The following is a 23,172-nucleotide window of genomic DNA, read 5'->3' as shown; positions in this document are numbered from 1 at the left end:
ATTATTTATTTTCAATGGTGTCGTATGGAACTCGCATTTAGTGATGAACTCGGATGAGAACAGTTATCATGCTCGTTTCATACGATTATTTTTAAAACGTTAGATTAACACCGAATAAAAGCATTTTCTGAAGCGGATAAACCAGTCCGTTTTCCGAAGCTATTTCCGGATCGATTTCAAATCTCCCTACATTATCCAATGAGAATATGTTTGTTCCGTTGACATATAAACGGACATGGGAAGAACCTATTTTTTCACTCCAGTTCTTAGGCAGGACATATCCCAACTCCACATTCTTCAACCGGAAATAATTCACATTGGTTACCCAAAAGTCATTTGTCCAATAGATCGGGTGATCACCTCTCAGGTTTTGCCTGATGGCCGGATACGTTCCCGAGACCCAATTGCTATTGGGATTGTAAGGGTCTTCCCTGTGCCAACGGTCTTCAAACATATAGTGCGGTGCGCTGCCGTTGTTCTGGAATGGGAACTTAAGTTCCCAGTTTCTCCTGTAACTCTGCATGGTTGCACCGGCGAAATCGGCAGTGAGAGACCAGTTCTTCCAATTCAACCCGATATTCAATCCATAACTGATATATGGCTGGGCACCTAAAGCATAACCTATCGGCCTCTCATCAAGAGAATTGATAATACCGTCATTATTTACGTCTTTATAGATAAAATCGCCGGGCAACAGATCCGTATTACCCCTGCCATCAATATTTACGGGATAGTTAGCAATCTCTTCTGCTGACTTGAAACGTCCTATAATTTGATACCCCCATGTAATGCCCGTCCACCGGTCTTCGCTGGAATTCCGGTATTCATTCCAGGAATTACCGAATCTGGGTTTATAGGCCTCCAGCCATCTTCTCCTTGCAAGGGAAGCATTTGCCGCAACCTTGTACTGAAGATCTCCAATATGATCCGTATAAGAAACCAGACCTTCAATACCCCGGTGTGCATCCGATTCCAGGTTCTCCCTCGGCAGGCTATAACCCACCTCAGAAGGTAATTTAACATCATAACGGGCAGCGGGCAACCCTGTACGTCTTCTTTCGAACAGGTCGAAACTGGCAGTCAGCTTATAGTTTAACAGGGAAATGTCAATCCCTACATTGGTTGTCTTATTCTCTACCCATGACAGATTACGCACCGGCAATCCTCTTGGTCTTAACCCGTTGACAAAATTTCCATCCAAAACGGAGTTCCCGTCTCCAAAATTGAACCCTCCCAGATAACTAAACATGGGGAAAGGTTCATTGAAGTTAGCCGTGTTCCATATCTCACTTCCTGTAACACCATAAGAAGCTCTGAATTTCAGATCACTCACAGCACTTTTAAGAGGAGCAAAGAAACTCTCGTCGGAAATTCTCCATGCTGCAGATATCCCCGGGAAGAAGCCAAACTGACTGTCCGTATAGTAAAGATAAGATCCATCATAACGCCCAAGCACTTCAAGGATATATCTTTCCTTATAATTATAGTTTATCCTCCCTATATAACCTGCACGCGCCTGATAACTCCAGTCGTCCGCAAGGTAATCCTGTTCGTCCAGATACATTTTTTCAATGTAATTGTTGGAAGGAACAGTGTGGATAACCAGGTAGGTGTTATCATAGTCCGACTGTTCATAAGCTAATACGGCCGACACAGTGTGATCACCAAAGACTTTGTCGTATGAAGCTGAAAACTGTTGGAAACGCTGTACTACATTTCTTTTGTGCTTTTCACGCCAGGGGTTTTGATTACCCCATCCGGGTTGTGTGTAATAGGTATCCGTCTGGGGATCGTACCTATAGGCATCGTATGTATATTCAAATCCGTCAAAATCATCATTCCTATAGTTATAAGCGTACATTCCTTTCAATGTCAACCCGAAATTAAATTTATATTGTGCATAGAGGTTTACATTCATAGTCCGGTTAATCTGGTCGACCCAACCGGTCACGTCATCTTTATATGTAGCCGGATTCACATTTACATTATGTGTCTGGTGAATATAGTTGGGATTATCATTGGCATAAGGACTTTCTATAGGCCACATCGTGAAAACACTCAACAAGGGGTTAAAATAGTCATCTAATCCGGGTACACCCACATTATGTGTAGTTTCCAATATGGCGCTCATCTGCGTACCTACTGTTAATCCACTTGTCAAATTAGCTTCCAGATTGGCCTGTACATTAGATCTCTTATAATAGAAATCTCTCAGTATCGCATCCTGATCCGTATGCGCCACAGACAGGTAATAGGTCGCCCTATTTGTTCCACCCGAAACATTCGCATTCAAATAATACTGGGGAACATTCCTACGTGTAACAATATCCAGATAATCATAACTCTTGTACCCCGGTTCAGTCCCCGCTTGCCACTTAGCCAATTCTTCCGGACTGTAAAGGGCTGCCGGATTCCTACCGTAATTCTGCTCGGACTCCACCCTTGCCCTCACAAATTGATATGCATTTGCGGGTTGGGGATATCTGGTAAAATTCTGAAGGCCATAATAACCATTTATATTCACATTTATGTTATCATCTTTTCTACCTTTCTTTGTTGTAACCAAAACAACCCCGTTCGCTGCTCTAAGTCCGTAAACAGCTGCAGAAGCATCTTTCAGGATTGAAATACTTTCAATATCCTCTAACGACAAATTATTAAAGATATCTTCTCCAGACCCTTGCGACATACCAAAGGCATCGGCGCCGGTAATCCCTCCATAGGGAACACCATCGATCACATACAACGGATTTCCCATATTCCTGATTTGCAGATTCACTCCCCTACCGGGCCTTGCATCTGCAGCCCTGGTGGTTATACCTTGTACCTTACCGGCCAGGGCACCACTTAAAGTTGTGGATGTCGACCGAATAATATCTTCGGATTTTATACTGCTGATAGAACCTGAAATATTCCTTTTTGATTGTGTTCCATAACCTACCACCACAACTTCTTCGAGCATTTCCGTATCTTCAAGGAGAACTACATCCAATTTTCTGCCGGATACAACAACTTCCTGTGTTATATAACCAATGTAGCTGAAAACTAAAGTTGCACCATTATCAACATTGAGAGTAAAATTACCGTCAACATCCGTCACGGTTCCGTTTGTAGTTCCTTTTTCAATAACATTCACCCCGATTAATGGCGTATTATTTCCATCAACCACATTACCGACAACAGCATTTTGTGCCATTATCTCCAAACTGAATATCAATAAGATAAACAGTGAAAATAAAAAAATAATTAATTTTTTTGTTTGCATATTGAACTAAAGATTAAAAAAATTAAATAATTCCTCACAATCATTCTCTCTTTCACGATAAAACAGACGAGCACTCTAAAGCTGATCTACTATAACAGATACTTATTTAATAGTCAAAAAACACAAGGTAGTTCAGCAAAACGCCGGGCATATAAATTCCACAACATACCCAAACATAATTTTACTTTAAATTTAGATAACTTATTTAAGGTAGAAATATCTTTTTTCCTGGAATAAACAAGGTGGACAAATGATAAAATAAAGTGGATAAATGACCAAACAGGTGTTTTTAACAAAAAAAGCCAGGGTTCAATGACCCTGGACTTAATCTCTCTATAAAAAAGTAAATGGAGCAAAGCTCACTTCGAATTTTTGCTATTCCATTCCGTTGCTTTTACATTCAAAAGATGCTTCATAAAAAAATCGCGCCGTTTTCTTTCTCCGTATTTTTCACCTAAAGTATGTCTGGCACCCGGGAGCATCACAAACTCAAACTCTTTATCATGTTTAATCAATTTATCCACGAGTTGCAATGTACTCGACGGATCTACATTATTATCCATCTCCCCAAGGATCAACATTAACTTCCCTTTCAGGAGATGTGCATTCTCCACATTCGAATTCTCTTCATATTCTTTTCCAATAGGATATCCCAGCCACTGCTCGTTCCACCATATCTTATCCATTCGGTTATCATAACAACCGCAAGAGGCCACACCCACTTTGTAAAAGTCGGGATATGACAAAAGTCCCCACATGGTGTTCTGTCCCCCGGCTGACACTCCGTAAATTCCCATCCGTTCGATATCCATCTCCGGATATTTCTCTGCAGCCGCCTTTATCCAGGCAATCCTGTCGGGAAAGCCGGCATCTTTCAGGTTTTTCCAGCATACGTCGTGAAAAGCCTTGGACCGGTTTGCCGTTCCCATTCCGTCGATCATCACCGTGATAAATCCCAGTTCAGCCAGGGCACTGGGTCGGTATTCCACTGCAAATGATTTGGGCACGTGAGAATCGTGTGGTCCGGCATAAATGTATTCGATGACAGGATATTTTTTTGCCGGATCGAAATTGGACGGACGAATGATCATTCCCCAGATATCGGTCTCACCGTCCCGTCCCTTTGCAGAGAAGACTTCCGGCATCCGCCATCCGGATGCGGTAACTCCGGAGATATCCGGCTGCATAGCAGGTTTATATACTATTTTTCCTCCATCCTCAACAGAACGGATTACAAGTGCAGGAGGTAAGTCTACTCTTGAGTACACATCGAACATATACCGGTGATCCTGCGAAAAAGTAACGTTGTGATGGGCATTCTCAGGAGTAAGCGGCGTTATTTTCCCACTACGAATATCCAAAGTATAATATTTTTCCAGGTAGGGATCTTCATTCTTATCCATACCGCACGCCTTGAAAAGAATCCGTCTCTTTTTTTCATCCACATTCACAATCGTTTTTACAACCCAGTCTCCTTTCGTCAGCTGTTCCTTTACTTTTCCCGACGGGACATCGTAGAGATAGATATGCCGCCATCCGTCACGTTCCGAAATCCACAACAGTTCATCGCTCTCCTTAAACCAATATTGATAAAGATTATAGTAATGAATAAACGTAGGACTTTCTTCCTTTACTACCGGATGCAGTGTTCCGGAAAGAATATCTCCAGCATATACGATGAATTGCTGATGTCCTCTTTTATTGAAATCGAACGTAAAGAAATCGCTTTTCTTATTCCATTTTATGTTGGTCAGATCATACTGGGAGTCAACATCCGGCACATCAAAATGAATTACTTTTTCTTCATCAATCAAAAAAGCAACCGGACGTCTTACAGGCAGTGCATCTCCCGGTTTCAGATAATCATATGTCTCTGTTTTAGGCTGTAATTGATCCTTTGGAGAAGAAGAGATCAACAACAATTTGCGATCCCCTCCGGGGCGATATTTGCAACACACGATCTTTCTCGAATCGGGCGACCAATAGATATTCGACGAGTAATATTCGTAAGGTGAACCATCGTTACTTAATTTCCGTATATTTCCTGTTTCTTTATCTTCTACCCAGAGATTCCCTTCCGAGATATAGGCTTCTTTTTTTCCGTCCGGAGAGGGGACCCTTTCCCTGGAATCTTCTTTGAATACATTGCCCCAATAGGGCTCTTCACGGAAGCTCTGAACCGGATTCTTAGAAACTTCATAATCTGTCAACAGGGCATAATAATCGGTTGTTTCAACGCGAAAAAAAATGGAATCCCGCCGATCACTCAATCGGATCTGCCGGAAAGGAAGATTATATGCATCTGTTTTTTTATCCAATACTTTTGACAAGGAAGCGGCCAGACGTTCCTGATCGAATGCATTTTTTTGTGTTTTCTGTTCAGGATCGATCAAATAAAATTCTCTCCCTTTAGGGGTTTGTGTCATATAGACAAAACAATGTGAATCATTTACAGCCTGAACATTTGTTGCATTGTAATAAAATTTTGAGGTGAACCGTTCATTATAACGATCTGCCAATTGGTATAAACTATCTGCGTTTTGTGCTCCAACAGATGATACAAAAATCTGGAATAAAAAAAAGTAAGCGAGCAGAGTTTTCATTTTATGAAATATTTATAGGAATATTATTTATCCGGTTTTATTTTTTGTTTCCCGTAATACATGCCTGGAAGAATAGAATGGTGTCAGGCCCAAAAAATCTTCAAAAAATTTAGTCGTTTTCTCGCAATAGCATAATCCAAGCAGGCTTGTCTTCTGCTCATATTGCTTAACGAAAACGTTCTATTTCGTACGGTCTGTTTTGTCGAGTGCTGCCGTAAGTTTAACCAACGCACTTTCTATCATATCGTGTGTCCCGCTTCCGTCACCTACATATTCCACTACCATCTCCGCATATTGAATCGCTTCGGTCAGGACACTTGTACGGCCGGATTGTTTCACAGCCCTGGCATCGGTAAGCAAACTCAACAAATCGCCCAGATCTTCCAACTCCGGCAGGTTACCCGGTCTCATTGTATTGATAGCTGCATTAAGCGCTGATGCTGCTTCATTTATTTCTGTTTGATTATAATTCTTATCCGTATCGCTGAGGATATTCTGCGCCAGCTCAAGCTGTTTCATTAGACGGGAAAAACCATGTGGTGCCCAAGGAGCATATTCCGGTATTTTCACGGTAAGCGCATTCCACTTTTCCTGTGCGGATTTCCTCTCCATAGCCACATGCAGATATTCTTTCAACATACTTTTATCTATGGTCATTTGAGCTGTTTCCAATCCGACGTTTGGATCACCGGGCAGATTGATTCTGAAATAGTGGGTTGTATTATCATGTCGGTAATAATCAGGCTGAAATGTTTTGTCCCCCAGCGTCAGGGTATAAAGGTTACCATTCACACCTGTTTTGGTTCCAACAGGTCTGTTTTGCACGATATTTCCCAAATCAGAGTCCACATCTATAGTAGCCTGTTCCCAATTGTCTATACCGGTTGCCGTCATTGCCAAAGGTCCATACATCAGTGTACCGACCCACATGGGAGTGAACGGAGTATTTGTTTCGTTTATACCCGTAGCAGCTGTTTCTAACTTGTCAGGGCCAAAATCAATATGTCTGGTAAAAGGCATGATAACCTCCACCACATCGGAAGTTGTCCAGGTACGCGCCGGAATAGTAACATATGTGCCTGGCTGATAGGAAGAAGCGATTGAAACGCCGTTCAGTTTCACATCAAAACCTTCTGTAGCCCAATAGGGAACACGTAATTTCATAGCAAAGCCAGCGGTTCCCTGCGTCAACCGGATGGTTGAATTCTCAGCAGGCCACAAACAATCCTGCTGAATGGTCACGTTCATTGCATCCCACGAGAGAGTGGTCGGCATATATAAAGCGACCCAGATAGTGTTCTCCGAAACAAAATAAGCCGCTTCCTGGTACTTCACATGATTTTCGGAGCCCGTACCACCGCAACAGGTAGATTGTGGCGTCCTGTTGCCCCAGGGTTTGGATGCATTCAAACCGACCGCGTACTGATAGGTCGTCTGATAGCAGGTGTGGTGTAACGACCCAATGAGTTGATTGTACAATACCCTTTCATAATAATCCATATACCTGGCATCGTCAGGGTTAAAACTGTTCAGATCCTTGGTCAGTTTAGCCAGGTTATAGGCACAACAGGTTTCGTTGATATTAGGTGCGGGATGCAGATTGCGTTGATTGTCGGATGTTACATTGGTCGCCATACTCAGTATCTGGGTATAGGGTTGCCTGAACATCTCACCATTACCTACTCCTCCTGTTGAATAACGGTAACGACCTTGTATCATATTCCAGAAGTTTTCGGACAGATGATAATAGTAGGGATTACCATTACCTCTGAAACTACGAAGCGCACTGGTTATTTTCGGGATATGCTGGTTGGCATGACGGGTACGGATATCATCGATATTCTTAGCCAGCGGATCGTAAAATGCCGGACTGTCGAAATAATTGGATGCTTCGAGCAGGCGTGCTTTCTCAATCGGGTCCGTTACCATTTCTGAAAGCCGTGCCAGCGACTCACCGGTTCCACCATCTTCCCCGGCAATATAAATATTCCACATTTCATACCGGTTACCCGGGTTGGCTCTGCGTTCTTCCTGTGTTCCATCCGTCTTGACAAATGTCCGGTAATGCAATCGGTTCCAGATCCATAATCCCATATCTTTGGCAATAAGCAGGGCTTTATCGGCAATCCCGGAATCATCCACGTAGGTTGCTATATCAATTAAACCGGCAAGTTGTTTATGGATTGAATAGTATGGCGCCCACACCCAGTCGGAGTTATTATACCCACGATACATTTCAATCAGCGCCGGGTGATGGGCCGGAATAGCATTAAGATATCCGTAACCATATTTTTCCCACTGGGTTTTATACATATCGAAGTCCTCCCAGGTCCCTTTCATGGTACGCAGTTCGGCTTCGGGTGCAAAATCCCGTGCTTCCCAATACCTGCCTAACTGTTCATTCCAGACAAATGTACGTTCCTGGCACTCACGTAATTCATTGACCATCCGTCGCATGTTATCACGTAACTGACTCTTATGCTCCGGATGGACAGCACTTGCAAAAGCAAAAGCCAGCGCAGACATATAATGACCTGACCCATGTCCCTTGAGTTTAGTGGTAGGAGAATCCCACCCATCGGCTATTGTATATCCTTCGGTACTTAACCCGTATGTATCCCGGTAGTTATACAACTGTTGGGAAACATCCCAACTAAGGATCTGCAGAATAGCCAGATCCCGGTTGGAAGTCAGCCTGTTGTCCCCATCAATAACCACTTTGTCCAATGGAACGGGGTTGGCAACCGGAATATGGGAAGGCGTTGCATAGGTCTCATCCACCACTTTGACAGTAGCCGTAACTGGATACCCATATTGAGTAGTGTTATCTCCAATGATGAAACCTTTTACGGCATATTCATGCCCTACAGGGTTTTTCTCCGGATCTGCCTGTTCCAGTTCTGTGGCAAGTGCCGAATTCGACCATCGGGTTTGGCGGTATTCGGACTTGCCATCTGAATAGGTTACCCATACCTGATAAGGTAATCGGGGCACGGTACCTACCGGACAATCCACATGGATGGGTTCGATTCCGGTAATGATCCGAATGTCCGCAGAATTTGCATTTGACTGCAGTTTTTCCACTTTCTCGATTTTAAAACGTAGTGTATTCTCTTTTCCTTTTGTCGATTTAATTACATAATAGCCTCTTTCCTCTTTGGTTATTTCTTTTGGAAGGACTATTTCCCTGTCATCCGGGACAGTCAAATCGAGTAATGCATTCCCGTCAAATGTAATGACTACTTCTTTGGTTACAGGATTATAATCAATCTGCTCCATTTGTCCGGCGACAGTCGTCAGGTGAAGAGATTCCGATGCAATAAAAACACGGTTCCTACCTGCCGTGGTAATTTCGGTCTTGATCCATTCTCCCTGTTTTTCAATATTGCCACTGAAAGCAACCCATCCGAATTCAGGATGATTGTAGATATAGGTACCTGCATTGACTGCATAGCCATAAAATCCGCTACCGTAATCACCTGCATAACCATCGATATCCAGTGTGGAAGGATAGGAATGAAAAGCAGCCGGGCCAAAACCATCTTCGGTCACATTGGCCAATGGCCCCATCGAGCCGGCATATCCTACCCTCAACAGGTAGAAATCCTCCGGATTATCCCTATAGGCAGCGAGTACCGGTATCGCATTCAATCCCGAACCATAATGGTGTAGCTGGCGTTCAATTCTTGCCAGTTTACCTCCATATACAAAATCCCAGTACCTGCGGGCACTGCCGTTGTAACCCCAGTGGGGCAGTGCAGGCATATAGGCGAGGATCGCATTGAGGGTAACATCCGCCTTGTCGGCATAACCGAAGTAGGATGTCCACATATACACTTCCTCCTGTCCGGTGGAGTCCCAGGGCATTTCACTGCCAAACGGATAGTTTAACGAACGCCAGTGATCCGCCCGTTTTTTCATTTCTGCCTCCAGAGTAACAGCCATTTCCGTAAATCCTTCCCGTTGCAGATCCAGAAGGATATAGAGGAAAACAGAACCTTCCATCTGCCCGAATTGTGCATAGTAAGGAGCAAATTTCATCATCGCAATGGCCGTATAACAAGCATTTTCAAGACTTTGTTTCCAATCTATTCCCTGAATGCCACGGTTTCGACCAAGATGATACATCACCCAATGAGCCGCCGCTACATGCGGGTAGTTATAGGAACGTCCAAGATCTTCGGCATTTTCTTTCGACCAGGCTTCCCAGCCACTGAACCGGATTGAATCGCTATAGGTACCTTCCGGCATCAGCTCCGGTTCATAGTAAAACAGGCTCTTCCTCACACCATATTTGGTAGAGTCGGAACTATGCTGTATCCCACCCCACATCGTCTCATTGATGAATCTTTTTATTTTCTGAATCTCCTGATGATCGGGCCGCACAAGTTGCTTCATCACGGCTGCCAGCCAGCTTCCGGCACCGGCTTCGTCACTTAGGCCTACAAACCAGGAGCGTCTCTCCTGGGTAAGGATCTGTTTCCTGTCATAATCATAGTTCATGATGGAGGGTGAACGGCCGAAAGCATCGTCCTTGTTCTCATACCATTGCTTCGTGGTAAGGAAGTTCCCCAGATCATCTACCACCTCCTGTTGCGACTTAATCACTTTATAATGAATAGTCTGCTGTACTCCATCCGCATAGTTGACAGTGACTCTGGCTCTACCCCAACTATTCCCTTTTACTTCATATTCCGACCATCTGCTGGGGGTATCATCTTTTTTAGTCAGTGTCAGCGCATTTTCAGGATAGACGGAAATGTTTCTTATCCTCTCCGGATATTTTATAAAGAGCCTTCCTTTTTCGTTGGCAGGTAAAACATAGCCGGGAAGCCCTATTGCAACGGGTCTCCGGCGGCAGATCAATTCATCTTCTATTCCTCTGATAGACGGAGCAAGGACAAACTTGATAGAAAAGTTTTTCGACTCTCCCGGAACCAGATTGGTCGAGGTCGGTTCGTTCCATGGCTCCACATCTTTCCATTCCGTCTCCGCATTTGCTTTACTATGGATAAGCCACTCATGGAATCCCTCAAACACCACACCTTTCGGGGTTGGGTCATCATTGAGCGGATTGTATGCCTCGAATGCAGCATTATCCTGAGGTAACACTAACAAACTGGCACCTTTGCCATGCAAGCGGTTTACCTGAAGATAGCCCGCATCTTTTCCTATATAGGGATCAAAAAACACATTGTCATGGTGTGCCTGATCCAGATTTTTCCCTTCCAGTATATTATTAAAAATAAGGGGAATACCCAAGGATCCTATTTCCACATTATCCGAAGAGCGATTCGTAATCTCAAACCGCAGCACCAGATCCCCTTTATCGGTCTCCCAGAATCTCTTTACGCCTACAGGTATATCTTCAGGTAAAGTGGCGGCAAGGTCGGCAGCAGCAATTATATTGCCGTTCACGGCCAATTGCTGTACCGGCTTACGATTATATGCAGTAGAATATTGTTTCCAGCTCCCATCTACTGATTTTCTCAGAGTAATATTTATATCTCCCAAATGGTACAGCCCGTCTTTATCCCTTTGTTCTATTCTGTCACTGGGTGTATAATCAAAGGACATATCTGAAAGCGGAGTCAGATGTTTCACCGTTTGAGAGGCATTTACCAAAGTCAAAGAAAAAGATTTTGTTGTAAATGTCTCCTCCCCCATCCCCATAAATAGCGTGGAGGGTTTTTGGCCAATTCTATCCCAGGGTGACTGGGCAAAAGAGGGAAAAAGGGTTAGAACAGATACAATGCAAGCTGTTATTATCAGTCGTTTCATAAGATATAATTTTAGATACAAGAACCAGGACACAAGACTTTTTAAATTTGCGATTTGGAATTTCATGATTTCAAAATTCTGATATTCTGGATTTAGCAATGTTGATTTTTAATAAAAAATCATGAATTGAAAATTGACACATCAACCTTCGCGCTTTCCCACCTAATCACCTTCCCACCTTTTTTCAAAATCACATCTATCCACAAGAGTCTGGTGCCCATATATACATATAATTAATTTTTAATTTTTCACTATTAACTATTCACTCACTTATTTTTTGAGATTTCCCAATTATACAAATTTTCCGTTTTATGACGGCTGAACCTTTGGCCTGTTACGGGAAAGTATTCAGATAATATCTCATACAATCCGGGATCATACACTTTCAGTTCTTCCCGGGTATTCACTTTATTATGCTTCCCGTCACCCCCGTCGTTATCGACTTCGGCATTGACATTAAACCAACTCTGCACGCCTTCCGCCCAATATTCCCAGATATTGGTCGCAGCATATGTATTCATCCATCGTCCGTTTTCCAGAGCGCTATCCAGCAGTACTTTCAGACGATCATTGAATTCAGGGTTTATCGGCGAAATACCTACATCGTGTATCGTATGCGCGAATTCATGGATCAGAATATCTTCCGCATGGTATTTATCGATCTGATACGCCAGAATATTCTCTTCCGCACAGGTGGTCAATGGTAAATCGAGCGTCCCTCCCAATCCGCGTGCACGCACATCCCAGTTCAGTGAAGTATCATTGGCGAGATAGGCATGTTCGGGTATATCGGTAGTTCCTTCGTAACGCGCCATGATCCCGATCCGGGTATCCCGACTCGTCATCGACTCCAACACCTCCGCGGGTAACATATCTGTCAGCGCTTTAATAGTTATATATGCGGCGTAAAAACAGGAATCGGGAACCCGCCATGAACTGATTACATGGATCCCGTTTACATTCATGTATTTTTTGTAAAACGGATCAAGGTTCAAAGCGGCCGGTGGCGTTGCTATCTCGGGTGTATCCACCAATTGAATCAGGGCATTTGCTTCGCTTAACTGTGTTGATCTTTGCAATTGCGCAGATTTTTGACTTCCCTGATTTTGACAACTCATAATGAGTAAAACCACGCAAATAATTCCTACTGTTCGTTTCATACGCTTATATATTTAAATTCTAATTACTATAGTTACCATCACATAAACCCAGATCCGATTCGGGAAAATAGCGCAAAAGCAATTCATACATCTCCGGATCATATGTTTTCAGTTTTTCACGGGTATTGATAGCATTGTGCACTCCGTTGGGGATTTCCGAATAACGGTTACAGTCGAAAAAGGTCTGAACGGATTCGGCAAAATATTCCTCTTTATTGGTGATGGCGTAGGTGTTTTCCCAACGTCCTTTTTCAATGGCATGTTGGCGAAGCATCTCCAACTCGGTATCGAAATCGGGATTTATGCCAACAATGCCGACCATATGAATAAGATGGGCAAATTCATGTACCAGAATACTTTCGCCCTTATACCGGTCGCCCTCCAGACAAAGCATGTTTTCCTCCCCAAAGCTTGCGCTGAACGTATCTTCGGGCGCACCGCCAAAACCTCGTGCCCGCTTGTTCCAATAAGATCTATTTTCAGGTGTATCACAGATATGTGCATATTCCGGTAAATCACACACCTCTTCATTCCGGCCGATGATCATAACCTTACAACCATTCTCCACCATAGCCTGTTTTACATCGGGACGTTTGGAAAGCATGACCGTGATTATGCGTTGCGTCTGAATCAATGCCTCATCGGAAACATTTTCCGATGAAACGACGGTAATACCACCGGCATCAAGATATTTCTTATAAAAGGGATCGATTCCCAATTCCGGCGGAACAGTACCAACCTTATACCATAGTTCAGCATAAAAAAGGGACTGTGCAAATTCCGATCCGCAGAAAAATAATAAAAACACTACAAGTAAAACCGTCTTCATACGATTACTAAACAATTAATTATTCACCTTCCATTCAATAATACCTCCCGAATAACCTTTGAAGTCTTGATCTTGGGACACACCTTCTTTGTTACGCTGTAATTGGGCTACCAGTTTTAATTCCGTGGTGGTAACAGGATCGAATGTGACTTTATTGTATTGATCCGGTTCAACTCCGTAAGCGGACGGATTTTTCACTTCCCTCCATGTATTACCCTCTTTGTACAGCAGTTTCCATGATTCCGGCGCTCTGTACGAGACATCATAATGATCAAAGACCAGCCAATAGACCTCCACATTCGAAATCGTCTCGGGTTTATTGAATTGATATCCGACAGATTCTTCGCTGCCTTGTTTCAACCACCAATAGTGATAGGGCGTATTGAGGTCAGATGATGATTTTGGTTCGAACTGGTCATTATATCCCCAACCGCCAACCTGTTCAGCTTGTGAAGCAATAGTCGGTTCCGGTCTTAAAATAGCATATTCCGCTTTTTCGGGTGTCCATACAACCAATTGTCCCCGTCCCCGGTTGTTCCAGGTGCTGTAAGGAACTGCTTTAAATGTAAAAGGTGTTCCCAATAATTGTCCGCTAACAGAATCCCTGCTGACCATGAATGCTTCGCCTTCCAGTACGACAACACCATTCAGCAGTGCTTTATCGAAACGGGACAAAATTCTGGCATCTCTGGGTATAACAATATTGAAAAGAAAATCTTCGGGCTGGTCAACACTTTCCAGGGCATACAGTACAGGTCCCCGTTCCATCGACAATAATCCTTCGTTATAGTACACGTTATCATGCGCTTGTGTCCTTCTTACCGGCATATCCATATGCAAAGAAACTTTATCTCCTTCTTCCCATTTTCTATCGATAACCACATATCCATGTACCGGTTTAACTTCTATCGTTTTCCCGTTGACCGTTAAGGAAACGTGTGGTTTCTCATCATCCACATACCGGTAGAGATCAGTCGGTACCGGTCGGTTTACTGCCCATCCGGGAATCCGGACATGTATCGCAAATTCTTTCGAAATGGCTCTATTGAGCTTGATTTCCACATTTCCTTCCCACGGATATTTCGTTATCTGCTCCAACTCGATCTCACCCTTTTCAAGAGTTATCTTTGCATTTCCGCTCACGAAGAGATTGACATATACATCATTTTTATGAGTAGCATACACATACCCCGGAACAGATGCCATAAAACGGGTGACATTTCCCGGACAACAGGCACATCCGAACCACTCCTGACGTTGGTGTACGCCGTGTGAAGCCAAAGGATTGTCATAGAAAAATTTATCACCGCTCAACGAAACACCCGAAAGAACCCCGTTATAAAGCGTCCTTTCCAGTACGTCAATATACTTAGAATTGCCCGTTGCTAAAAACATCCGTTGATTCCAGTACACATTGGCAATGGACGCACAAGTCTCACAATAATTATTGAAATTATTGAGTTCGTAATCCGGGCCAAATCCTTCTCCCTGCGCCCGAGAACCAATCCCCCCATTGATATAGAGCTTCTTTCCTGCCATATTTTCCCAGACGCGGCTGACGGCATCGAACAATTCCCGGTCATGCTGCAAAGAGGCTACGTCCGTTACTCCCGAATAAAAATACCCGGCCCGGACAGCATGGCCGACAATTTCATCCTGTTCAAGCACCGGTTTATGATCCTGGCTATAAATACCCGGTTTCCTTCCGTTGGATAAACGACCGGCTTCATCCACAAAATAATGTGCCTGATCGAGGTATTTCTTATTTCCCGTCACATGATACAGTTTCACAAGCGCCATTTCTATAATAGGATGTCCCGACGGATATTTTATCTGTCCTTCTCCAAGCCCGAAAACGTCACACACCAGATCGGCATTTTTTATGGCCACATCCAGTAATGTTCGCTTTCCGGTCGCTTTATAATGAGCAACCGCCGCTTCATAAAGATGCCCGCAGTTGTACAACTCATGACTGTTGATCTTTTCCCAACGGGAACTACCCCACCAACGTGAAAGGCGGGTACAATTATTGGTGACACAGGTAGTGAGATATCCATCTTCCTCCTGAGCGGCAGTAATCAATGTAATAACACTGTCCATGTATGCATCTAACTCCGGATCGTATTTTACAGCCAATGCATAAGATGCACCTTCGATGATTTTATACGGATCGGTGTCGTCGAACGAGAAATCACCCTGATGTTCTCCTTGTATCAACCCTCCGGCTAATGCAAAATTATCGAACCGCCCATTTATTTCACACTGATAAAACGCCGACGGGATCGAAACCGTCCTATTGATTTCCATTCTCGGCGCCCAGAATTCGTCATTAAAACGGACGTCGGTAAACGGAACTTCGCTGATTTCACCGAGCTGTATCTGTATATGCTTTTCCGACGGTTTATTACAGCCGAGAAGCCATATAACACCCAAATAGAGTAAAAAGGTTCGTTTCATACGATTAAAACTGATTATTTTCATACGGATCATCGTATGGATATGTTTCATACATGATTTCCTTGATCTGCTGCCCGGTAGAAAAACCATCATAAAGCCTTACTCCGGTAATGGATCCGGTAAAATTTTCCGAAATCTCACCCGAGGCCCCTATCTTTATCTGTTCGGTCTTAACAAACAACATCAATGGGAATTGCCGGTCTAATTGTCCGTTCACGTAAATATACTCGCACATGCCATCAAATGTAATTGCCAAATGATGCCATTTTCCGGCCTCAGGTACTTCATTGAAAGCGACATCCACGTATCCGTCGCCATGGGCCACTGCACCGTATGGGCCTGTACCATACATCAGGGCGGCATAAGAAGCTTGTAACATATTCCTCCTTGAATTCCACGACACGACACACTCACCAAATTCAATTTCAGGATTATAGACCCATACCGACACAGTGAAAGGCGCATTCCAGTCAAGTGTTTTTGGCGCGGGTTTAGTAAGCAATAAATAACTCTCTCCGTCGAGAGAAATCGATCTCACATTATCCGTAACAGTCAATAGCGGTTCTCCGACAGGAGTGAACTCTCCTTCTAATTCTCCCTGATTAGATATGCTCCCGTTAATTTTCCCAACTGTCAAATCTCTCACATCGAGATCTACAAGCAGCCGCCTCTCTCCCATTTCTCCAGGACCTTCTGCCATTTCACTGTTACTGAATGAAGGTATCTCAAAAAGGCGGTCATACACCTTGACATTCCATATGGCAGCATACATACCCGTCTTTTCGGTACTTGTGACGGTGATCCGGACATAGCGGGCACCGGTGTCACCATCGTCGATCATGGGCGAACCGCTTCTTCTATTGGATCTTTTATCTGAAAAAAGCGACCAGCTTATACTATCCTCCGACACCTCCCATTTATATTGATAATAGAATGTGGGATATTCGAACTGAGTCATTATCCTTCTGATTCGCCTCGTTTTTCCCAGATCGATTGTCAATGTTTGCGGCAAGGCACCGCTTCCGGATTTCCATAATGTCCCGTTATTGTCATCGGTAGCATATTCTGGCAGATAGGCATGATCCACCCCGTTTTTTTCGAACCGGGTGGGAGGTGATAACAGATGATAAAAAGACGATGCATGGGTTTTAGCCTTAAAAGCCCTGTTTTTATATGGAATGCTGTTTTCTGCTAAATAGTCGATCCCGGTATGAGAGGGTTCTATTTTCCCGATGGTGTAAGCATCGGAAAAGATCAATCTATCGGCACATACCTGTCTGAATTCGCCCCCGGAACTGTGTGGATTATCATGTCGATGATATAAAATGTAATACTCTCCATTTTCTTCAATTACCGAATTATGTCCGGGGCTGTCTATGGTTCCATCTTCAGAGGAAGAGAGGATTGGATTATTCTCTCCATACCGGTATGGGCCGTAAATACTATCGGCCCATGCATAATGTACGACATAGTCGCTCAACCGGCAATCCCCGGAGGAGTACATCATAAACCATCTACCCTTTCTTTTTAAAGGGTATGGAGCTTCAAATACGTCAGGAAGTTGTTCCAAAGGGATATATCCATCCCTTTCAATACTCAGATCGTCAGAATTCAATTCCGCCCAGCCTAACCCTCCGAATGATGTACACCAGGTTCCGAACCATGCGGAGATTTTGCCATCTTCCGTTTGCACAAACTGAGCGTCAAGGGCAGGAAGATGCTCTTTTCCTGTTCCTACAGGTATTACCGGTTTCCCGTCATTCACAGGCTTCCAGGGTCCCATAGGCGAATTCGAGACATATCCGTAAATATTGCATCCGAACTGGCAGTTTCCCATGAAATAATAATATTTCCCGTCCTTTCCTTTCAGGACATCAGGCGCCCAGCAGTTCGTCAGACCGGAAGGAAGATCAATCTCCATTTCATAATTATACCAATTCACAAAATCTTTGCTGATCCATACCTGGGGCTCACCGGATGCCAGTTTTATGCCATCCGTTGTTGCATATAAATAGTACGTATCTCCAAACTTCTTGATCGTTGGATCCGCGAAATATCCAGGGACAAGGGGGTTTCCCATGCCCGGTGCATTATATTGCGGTTCCTGTCTATAGACACATGACAACATAATTGCAGAAAATACAATAGATAAAATTTGCCTCATTTTTGCTGGACCTTATTCGTGAATTATGTATATTTCAATTACGACTGCATTATCTCTCATTGAACAAAAGCAATGTTTCCTGAAAAATGTTTTATAAAATGGTTATATTAAAAATAAATGTCACTCGGTACTGTTTCCCCTCTCTCATATAGATAAGTGCCTCTTTGAGGGTATATTTATCCCCGGATTTACACTTCCCTGGATATTGACCAATGGTAAATTCGAAGCTACTTCCCGAAAATTCTGAGAACACTTTGCTATCGTTTTCACTACCCCAACTGATAACATTCCCATCACCGTCAAACCAAAATCCGTGTCCGTTAGCCGTAGTGTTGTAATTAAGAGAACCGTCGGACTGAACGGCGGCAAAAGCGATCTTTCCTTCCTGTGACGTCTGCTTGGCAGCCAGCAATATACCTGAAATAACCGATGGCTGCATGACAAATGCCTTCGCAACTTTTGAGATATCACCGTTGTCGATCAAATTAACCGTAGTTCCCGAATATGCAGAAGCATCGGCAGGAAATGACAGGTCATAGGTCAGCGTGATGTCTTGAGGGGTTGCATTAGGATCGATTTCAATATTTCCTAATATATCCGTACCGAAAAATTTCACGGTATACGGCCACTGATCATCGTTCGTTTCCATCTCATCCCACGCATGGGCTTTATAAGTCGACGGCGCTCCCAAAACTACAAACCAAAGTTTTTCGCAGTTCTCAGGAATAGTAAATTCAACATTTGCGCTGGCTTCCCTGTTCATATCACCGTAAATGCGTTGCCCGTCCTTAAGCAGAGCCACGTAACCATAACGCCATCCGGCTCTCGTTAAATCAGAACGATTGTATGCTGTAACAGTAACGCTTGTTCCGTTCTCGTTACTTTGTCCCGGATCATCGGGGGCAAGCGAAGACCCCGGCTGCAATGCGGTAAATACGGTTGAAACGGTTGTTCCGGCTTCAGACACATTCAACGGTACAGCATTATATCCGGTTGTTCCCGGACAATGACTGTAAGCCACCTGATAAGTACCGTCAGCAAGAATATAGAACTTATATGTTTGTTTCCCGATATATTGGCTTCCATTTGTACGTATCTCATCTATATCCCAGGTCACGAAGCGAGTGGCTGCGTCATACATCTCCGCATTAAACTGATCGACAGTAAGACCGGTTATCCGCATATAGGCTTCCATCGGATCTTCCGGGCTTACAGCTTCGCGCCACAGTTTGCCTATAAAATCGATGCCGTGTTTATCCGTCCAGTAATAATGGATAAAGTAGCTGGCATAGCGTTGCCATTCATGACAAATATGGCGATGACAGTTTCCGGTATATACGCCGAAATTGTATGTCTCGAACGCTTCCATGGGATATGATTGAAAAGACTGCCATTGTGCGGTCTGTTCCCAGAAAGCATTACCGCCGTTACCTCCGAATCCGTAACGAAACCCGCGGGAAAAGTCGTTTTCAGTTTTTCCCGTTACCAGTAAGTCCGCATATACCTGATATTGGAAACTATGTCCGATCTCGTGAGCGATAGTCGATCCCACCGGTTTGCATGTACTTGGGTTGACCCACAGCGCGCCGATCACATCGTCATATCCGCCGCCGGTCGCCAACCATTCGGTCTGGTATAACAGATAAATCTGCATTTTGTATTTATCCAGATTGGATGCATTGTTGTTGATTTCCGCAAATTTTAACCTATTTGTATTGACACTGAAAAATGTTTCGGCTTTTTCCAGTAAATCATCTATATCCACACGTAAGGCTTCCGGCACTTCTACAGCGTTGGGGTTGTTTCCAAAACCTTTTTCCCAGAATACAATAAAATGCCCGGATTGTTTGGAACGGACAAAAGACCATTTACTGTCCTCCCTGAGCCAGTCCATACTACTGAACTCCTGCGGTTTATATATTTTCGCATAATCCTGAATATCGGAAGGATCGAGGATCAGCACATCAGTTTCATCCGGTTGTTCTGTCTTTCCGTTCTCTTCCGGTTTTTCCGGCTTAATCAGTGGTTCATCTGAACTACAGTTATGAAAACTGATAAAGAGACAGAATAAAAGATAATATGTAAGCCGTTTTTTCACAAAAAATCAATCAATTTAAATATCTATACAGGAGGATAAATGCTTGTAGGCGTATATCCTCCTGCTTGTTTTTTATTATGCCAAAGTAGCGGTAATGATAAAGCGGAAGAAATAATTTGGACTCTCCCTATTTCGGTAACCGATACTTATCGTATACTTATTTCCGGCAGTTAATCCCGGAGCTCTGCCTATATAGAGCATCTGGTCGCCTGTATTCAGCTCAGCATAGGTAGTAAAACCTGCTTCTCCCCAATTACAAACAGCTCCCAAATTGTTTATCCAGTATCCCGGGGCATTAGCCGTATAATTGCTGGTTTCATCCCATACGCCACTTTGAGGATTGACAACATACATACGAATTTCTCCACCGTTCGTATCTATATTTGCAAGGAATTCCTCCACCGTCATCTCCATACAAAGAGCGATCGTTCCAGCGTAATTATTCAAGTCTATACCGTAGGATGCATAATCGCCGGCAGGAATCGTTATGCTTAACATTACGATTGTTGGGTCAGTATAAGAAACCTGAAATGAGAAACGAACATAGTCGTCATAATCGGGCCCATTGACTGCAAACCCCACATTGAAACTGACAGATGTTCCGACCATCACATTCTCCACGGGATTAACAGTAAGGGTTTTGTTGTTGGTATCGATATCCAGGCTGACCGTTTTGGTGTTGTCGGATTCAGTGGTTACCCCACCGGCCGTATTATAATACCAGCCGGTGCTTCCTTTTGTCTTTTCTGCCTTATTCCAATGATTACGGGTGGTATTGATATTATAAAATACCACTGATCCATTACTTAAACCACTGATCACCTGATCAACGCTCATCCCCATTTTTTCCTGAAACAATTCACTATAATCTTCCAGATTGACAATATAAGATTCCAGCCGCTCCACTGCAAACTCAATATTCGTAGTAATGGTTGCCTCCTGGTCTATCCGCAAATAAGGACTTTCGTTCTCACCGTATACATGCTTACTCGTGGCATCTTCGTAGCTGTCACTACATGCTGAAAGAGCAAACGACAGTGAAATAGCAAGTATATAAATTATATTTCTTTTCATACGATTATTTTATTTTTTGTGTATGGAATTATTCTCGTTAAACTTACTTAAACTAATTTACTAATTCCCATCCTCATAACCCGGATTTTGTTTCAGTTTAGGATTTCCATCCATAAAATCTTTCGGCAACGGGAAGATGTCACAATGGTTATCCAACGGATCCGTTTTCGCCCTTTTACAAAACCAGGACTTCCCGTTATATACATTTTGGTTTTTCCCTTTGATTCGGAAACGGATCAGATCCTGTCGGCGGTGATGCTCCGCTACAAATTCCCAGGCCAGGTCGTCCAACAATCCTCCTAACTCGACATCGTCGCCGCCTTCATGCGTCACAACCCATTTATCTTCTTCACCCATTTTCCCCTGGTTTTCCCTGTATCCGTAAGCATACACGCTTCCGCCTTTCAATTGTTCTACCGTACGAACCGCTTTTGCCGGATTATTCTTAAAGGCGCGTTGGCGTACAGCCGTTACCAGATCTGCAGCAGTCTGTTCCGTTTCCCCTTTATATCCGCCTAAACGAAGTAAACATTCGGCTTTCATCATATAGGCATCTGCCAGACGGAAGAAAGGAATATCATCATAGGCAGAACCAAAATCACCCGACAAGATCTCATATTTTATCAAACGTCCTCCTTCAAACGGATAGCATCCCGGGTTATCAATACTATGGATCTCTTTGGAATAACTCAATGGTTCCCCTTCTACCATAATCGGAGAACCGCTCCGGTCATACTGTTGCCCTAATGTCCAACATGCCGTGTAGCGTCCGTCGTCTTCATCATAGGTATCGAGGAACTGAGGTAATACGGTACTCCCCCCGGTAGCCCAGCCATTGAAATCCCAGACGGCTCTTCCGGCAACGTGTATCCACTTGTTGGCATAGTAATTTCCACTTGCATACTTATTTTCGAAAGGGATACCAAAGATAATTTCGGGATTACCGGAAATATCTTCTTTAAAGCAGTCGGAATAATTGGCTGCCAAAGAAAAACGTCCGCTATTGATCACTTCATTGAGTTCATCAATGGCTTTTCCGTACCAGGAATTGTCCGAATGATCATTAAACCAGGCATTGTGATTCAGGTACATTTTTGCAAGAAGCATATTGACGGCATAATCGTTAATCTGCCCCATTCCATTGTCCGGTCCGCATTTCCCCTTAATATCGTTCAGTTCATCAATGATGAAATCCCACGTTTCCTGCGGATCAGCCTGTTCCGGCATCCACCCTGCCGGGTGATCATATGTTGTATCCAATGGAATATTACGGAACAAATCAAACAAAATATAATAATACAAAGCACGGTAGGCTCTCAATTGCGCGGTAGCCGGCTCTGATGCCTGCACAGCCTTATCTGCCAATAGTTTATTACAGGCATTGATACCGGCATACGAATAATTCCACTCTGTCCAGAAATGCCCGATCTGGGAATGAAACTGATGTTTATGTAAAGAGACGTATAAGTCTCCCCATCCAATACCTATACGGTAAGGGGTACACCAAAGGTCTGAGGATTCGTCCTGAATATCGCAATACCCGTTCCATCCCCAATATACGGATCTTAAACTGCTATATACCGGAGCAAACATACTGGCGGCATCTTTCTCCGTAAATTCATATTTCTCTGCAGCAAGGGTATCATAAATGGTCTCACTTAAATCAGTACAACTGTCGAATGATAGCACAGAAGCCCCTATGACTAGAGCTAAAATGGATTTATATATTTTCATAATCATT

At 43.6% G+C, this 23,172-nt stretch carries 10 protein-coding genes; all 10 read right to left on the bottom strand.

Annotated features, from left to right (window positions below; all coding sequences use genetic code 11):
• Window positions 1-91: 91 nt before the first annotated feature.
• Window positions 92-3,196, bottom strand: a complete 3,105-nt coding sequence (locus tag PSM36_RS05845) for a SusC/RagA family TonB-linked outer membrane protein (RefSeq protein WP_232001526.1) — start codon at window positions 3,194-3,196, stop codon at window positions 92-94.
• A gap of 428 nt (window positions 3,197-3,624) precedes the next feature.
• Window positions 3,625-5,691, bottom strand: a complete 2,067-nt coding sequence (locus PSM36_RS05840; protein WP_232001525.1) for a S9 family peptidase — start codon at window positions 5,689-5,691, stop codon at window positions 3,625-3,627.
• 357 nt (window positions 5,692-6,048) lie between these two features.
• Window positions 6,049-11,541 carry a DUF5695 domain-containing protein gene (locus PSM36_RS17715; RefSeq protein ID WP_232001556.1) on the bottom strand — a complete coding sequence of 1,831 codons (5,493 nt, stop codon included), beginning with the start codon at window positions 11,539-11,541 and terminating at the stop codon, window positions 6,049-6,051.
• Between the two features lie 374 nt (window positions 11,542-11,915).
• Window positions 11,916-12,809: a hypothetical protein gene (locus PSM36_RS05825; RefSeq protein WP_232001524.1), complete on the bottom strand. Its 894-nt coding sequence runs from the start codon at window positions 12,807-12,809 to the stop codon at window positions 11,916-11,918.
• Window positions 12,810-12,828: 19 nt separating this feature from the next.
• Window positions 12,829-13,638, bottom strand: a complete 810-nt coding sequence (locus PSM36_RS05820; protein WP_076929662.1) for a M90 metallopeptidase family protein — start codon at window positions 13,636-13,638, stop codon at window positions 12,829-12,831.
• 15 nt (window positions 13,639-13,653) lie between these two features.
• Complete coding sequence (locus PSM36_RS05815) at window positions 13,654-16,095, bottom strand: glycoside hydrolase family 127 protein (protein ID WP_076932091.1); 2,442 nt, start codon at window positions 16,093-16,095, stop codon at window positions 13,654-13,656.
• A 4-nt stretch (window positions 16,096-16,099) separates the two neighbouring features.
• Window positions 16,100-18,223, bottom strand: a complete 2,124-nt coding sequence (locus tag PSM36_RS05810) for a family 43 glycosylhydrolase (RefSeq protein ID WP_161947550.1) — start codon at window positions 18,221-18,223, stop codon at window positions 16,100-16,102.
• Window positions 18,224-18,350: 127 nt separating this feature from the next.
• The gene (locus PSM36_RS05805) at window positions 18,351-20,357 is read right to left on the bottom strand and encodes a DUF4859 domain-containing protein (protein WP_076929655.1); all 2,007 of its coding nucleotides are present in this window, start codon (window positions 20,355-20,357) and stop codon (window positions 18,351-18,353) included.
• Window positions 20,358-20,432: 75 nt separating this feature from the next.
• A complete protein-coding gene (locus PSM36_RS05800) occupies window positions 20,433-21,431 on the bottom strand; it encodes a DUF4859 domain-containing protein (protein WP_076929652.1) in 999 nt (332 codons plus the stop codon).
• A 60-nt stretch (window positions 21,432-21,491) separates the two neighbouring features.
• On the bottom strand, window positions 21,492-23,171 hold the full coding sequence (locus PSM36_RS05795) for a RagB/SusD family nutrient uptake outer membrane protein (protein WP_076929650.1): 1,680 nt from the start codon (window positions 23,169-23,171) through the stop codon (window positions 21,492-21,494).
• Window position 23,172 lies beyond the last annotated feature (1 nt).

The organism is Proteiniphilum saccharofermentans (assembly GCF_900095135.1).
Lineage (GTDB): Bacteria > Bacteroidota > Bacteroidia > Bacteroidales > Dysgonomonadaceae > Proteiniphilum > Proteiniphilum saccharofermentans.
This window is presented reverse-complemented; position numbering and strand designations above follow the sequence as displayed.

Excerpts from the sequence above, each read along its gene's own strand:
- PSM36_RS05820 (WP_076929662.1), bottom strand. The coding sequence starts at position 13,638 with ATGAAGACGGTTTTACTTGTAGTGTTTTTATTATTTTTCTGCGGATCG.
- PSM36_RS05815 (WP_076932091.1), bottom strand. The coding sequence starts at position 16,095 with ATGAAACGAACCTTTTTACTCTATTTGGGTGTTATATGGCTTCTCGGC.
- PSM36_RS05800 (WP_076929652.1), bottom strand. The coding sequence starts at position 21,431 with ATGAAAAGAAATATAATTTATATACTTGCTATTTCACTGTCGTTTGCT.
- PSM36_RS17715 (WP_232001556.1), bottom strand. The coding sequence starts at position 11,541 with ATGGGGATGGGGGAGGAGACATTTACAACAAAATCTTTTTCTTTGACT.
- PSM36_RS05845 (WP_232001526.1), bottom strand. The coding sequence starts at position 3,196 with ATGGCACAAAATGCTGTTGTCGGTAATGTGGTTGATGGAAATAATACG.
- PSM36_RS05825 (WP_232001524.1), bottom strand. The coding sequence starts at position 12,809 with ATGAAACGAACAGTAGGAATTATTTGCGTGGTTTTACTCATTATGAGT.
- PSM36_RS05795 (WP_076929650.1), bottom strand. The coding sequence starts at position 23,171 with ATGATTATGAAAATATATAAATCCATTTTAGCTCTAGTCATAGGGGCT.
- PSM36_RS05840 (WP_232001525.1), bottom strand. The coding sequence starts at position 5,691 with ATGACACAAACCCCTAAAGGGAGAGAATTTTATTTGATCGATCCTGAA.
- PSM36_RS05810 (WP_161947550.1), bottom strand. The coding sequence starts at position 18,223 with ATGTTGTCATGTGTCTATAGACAGGAACCGCAATATAATGCACCGGGC.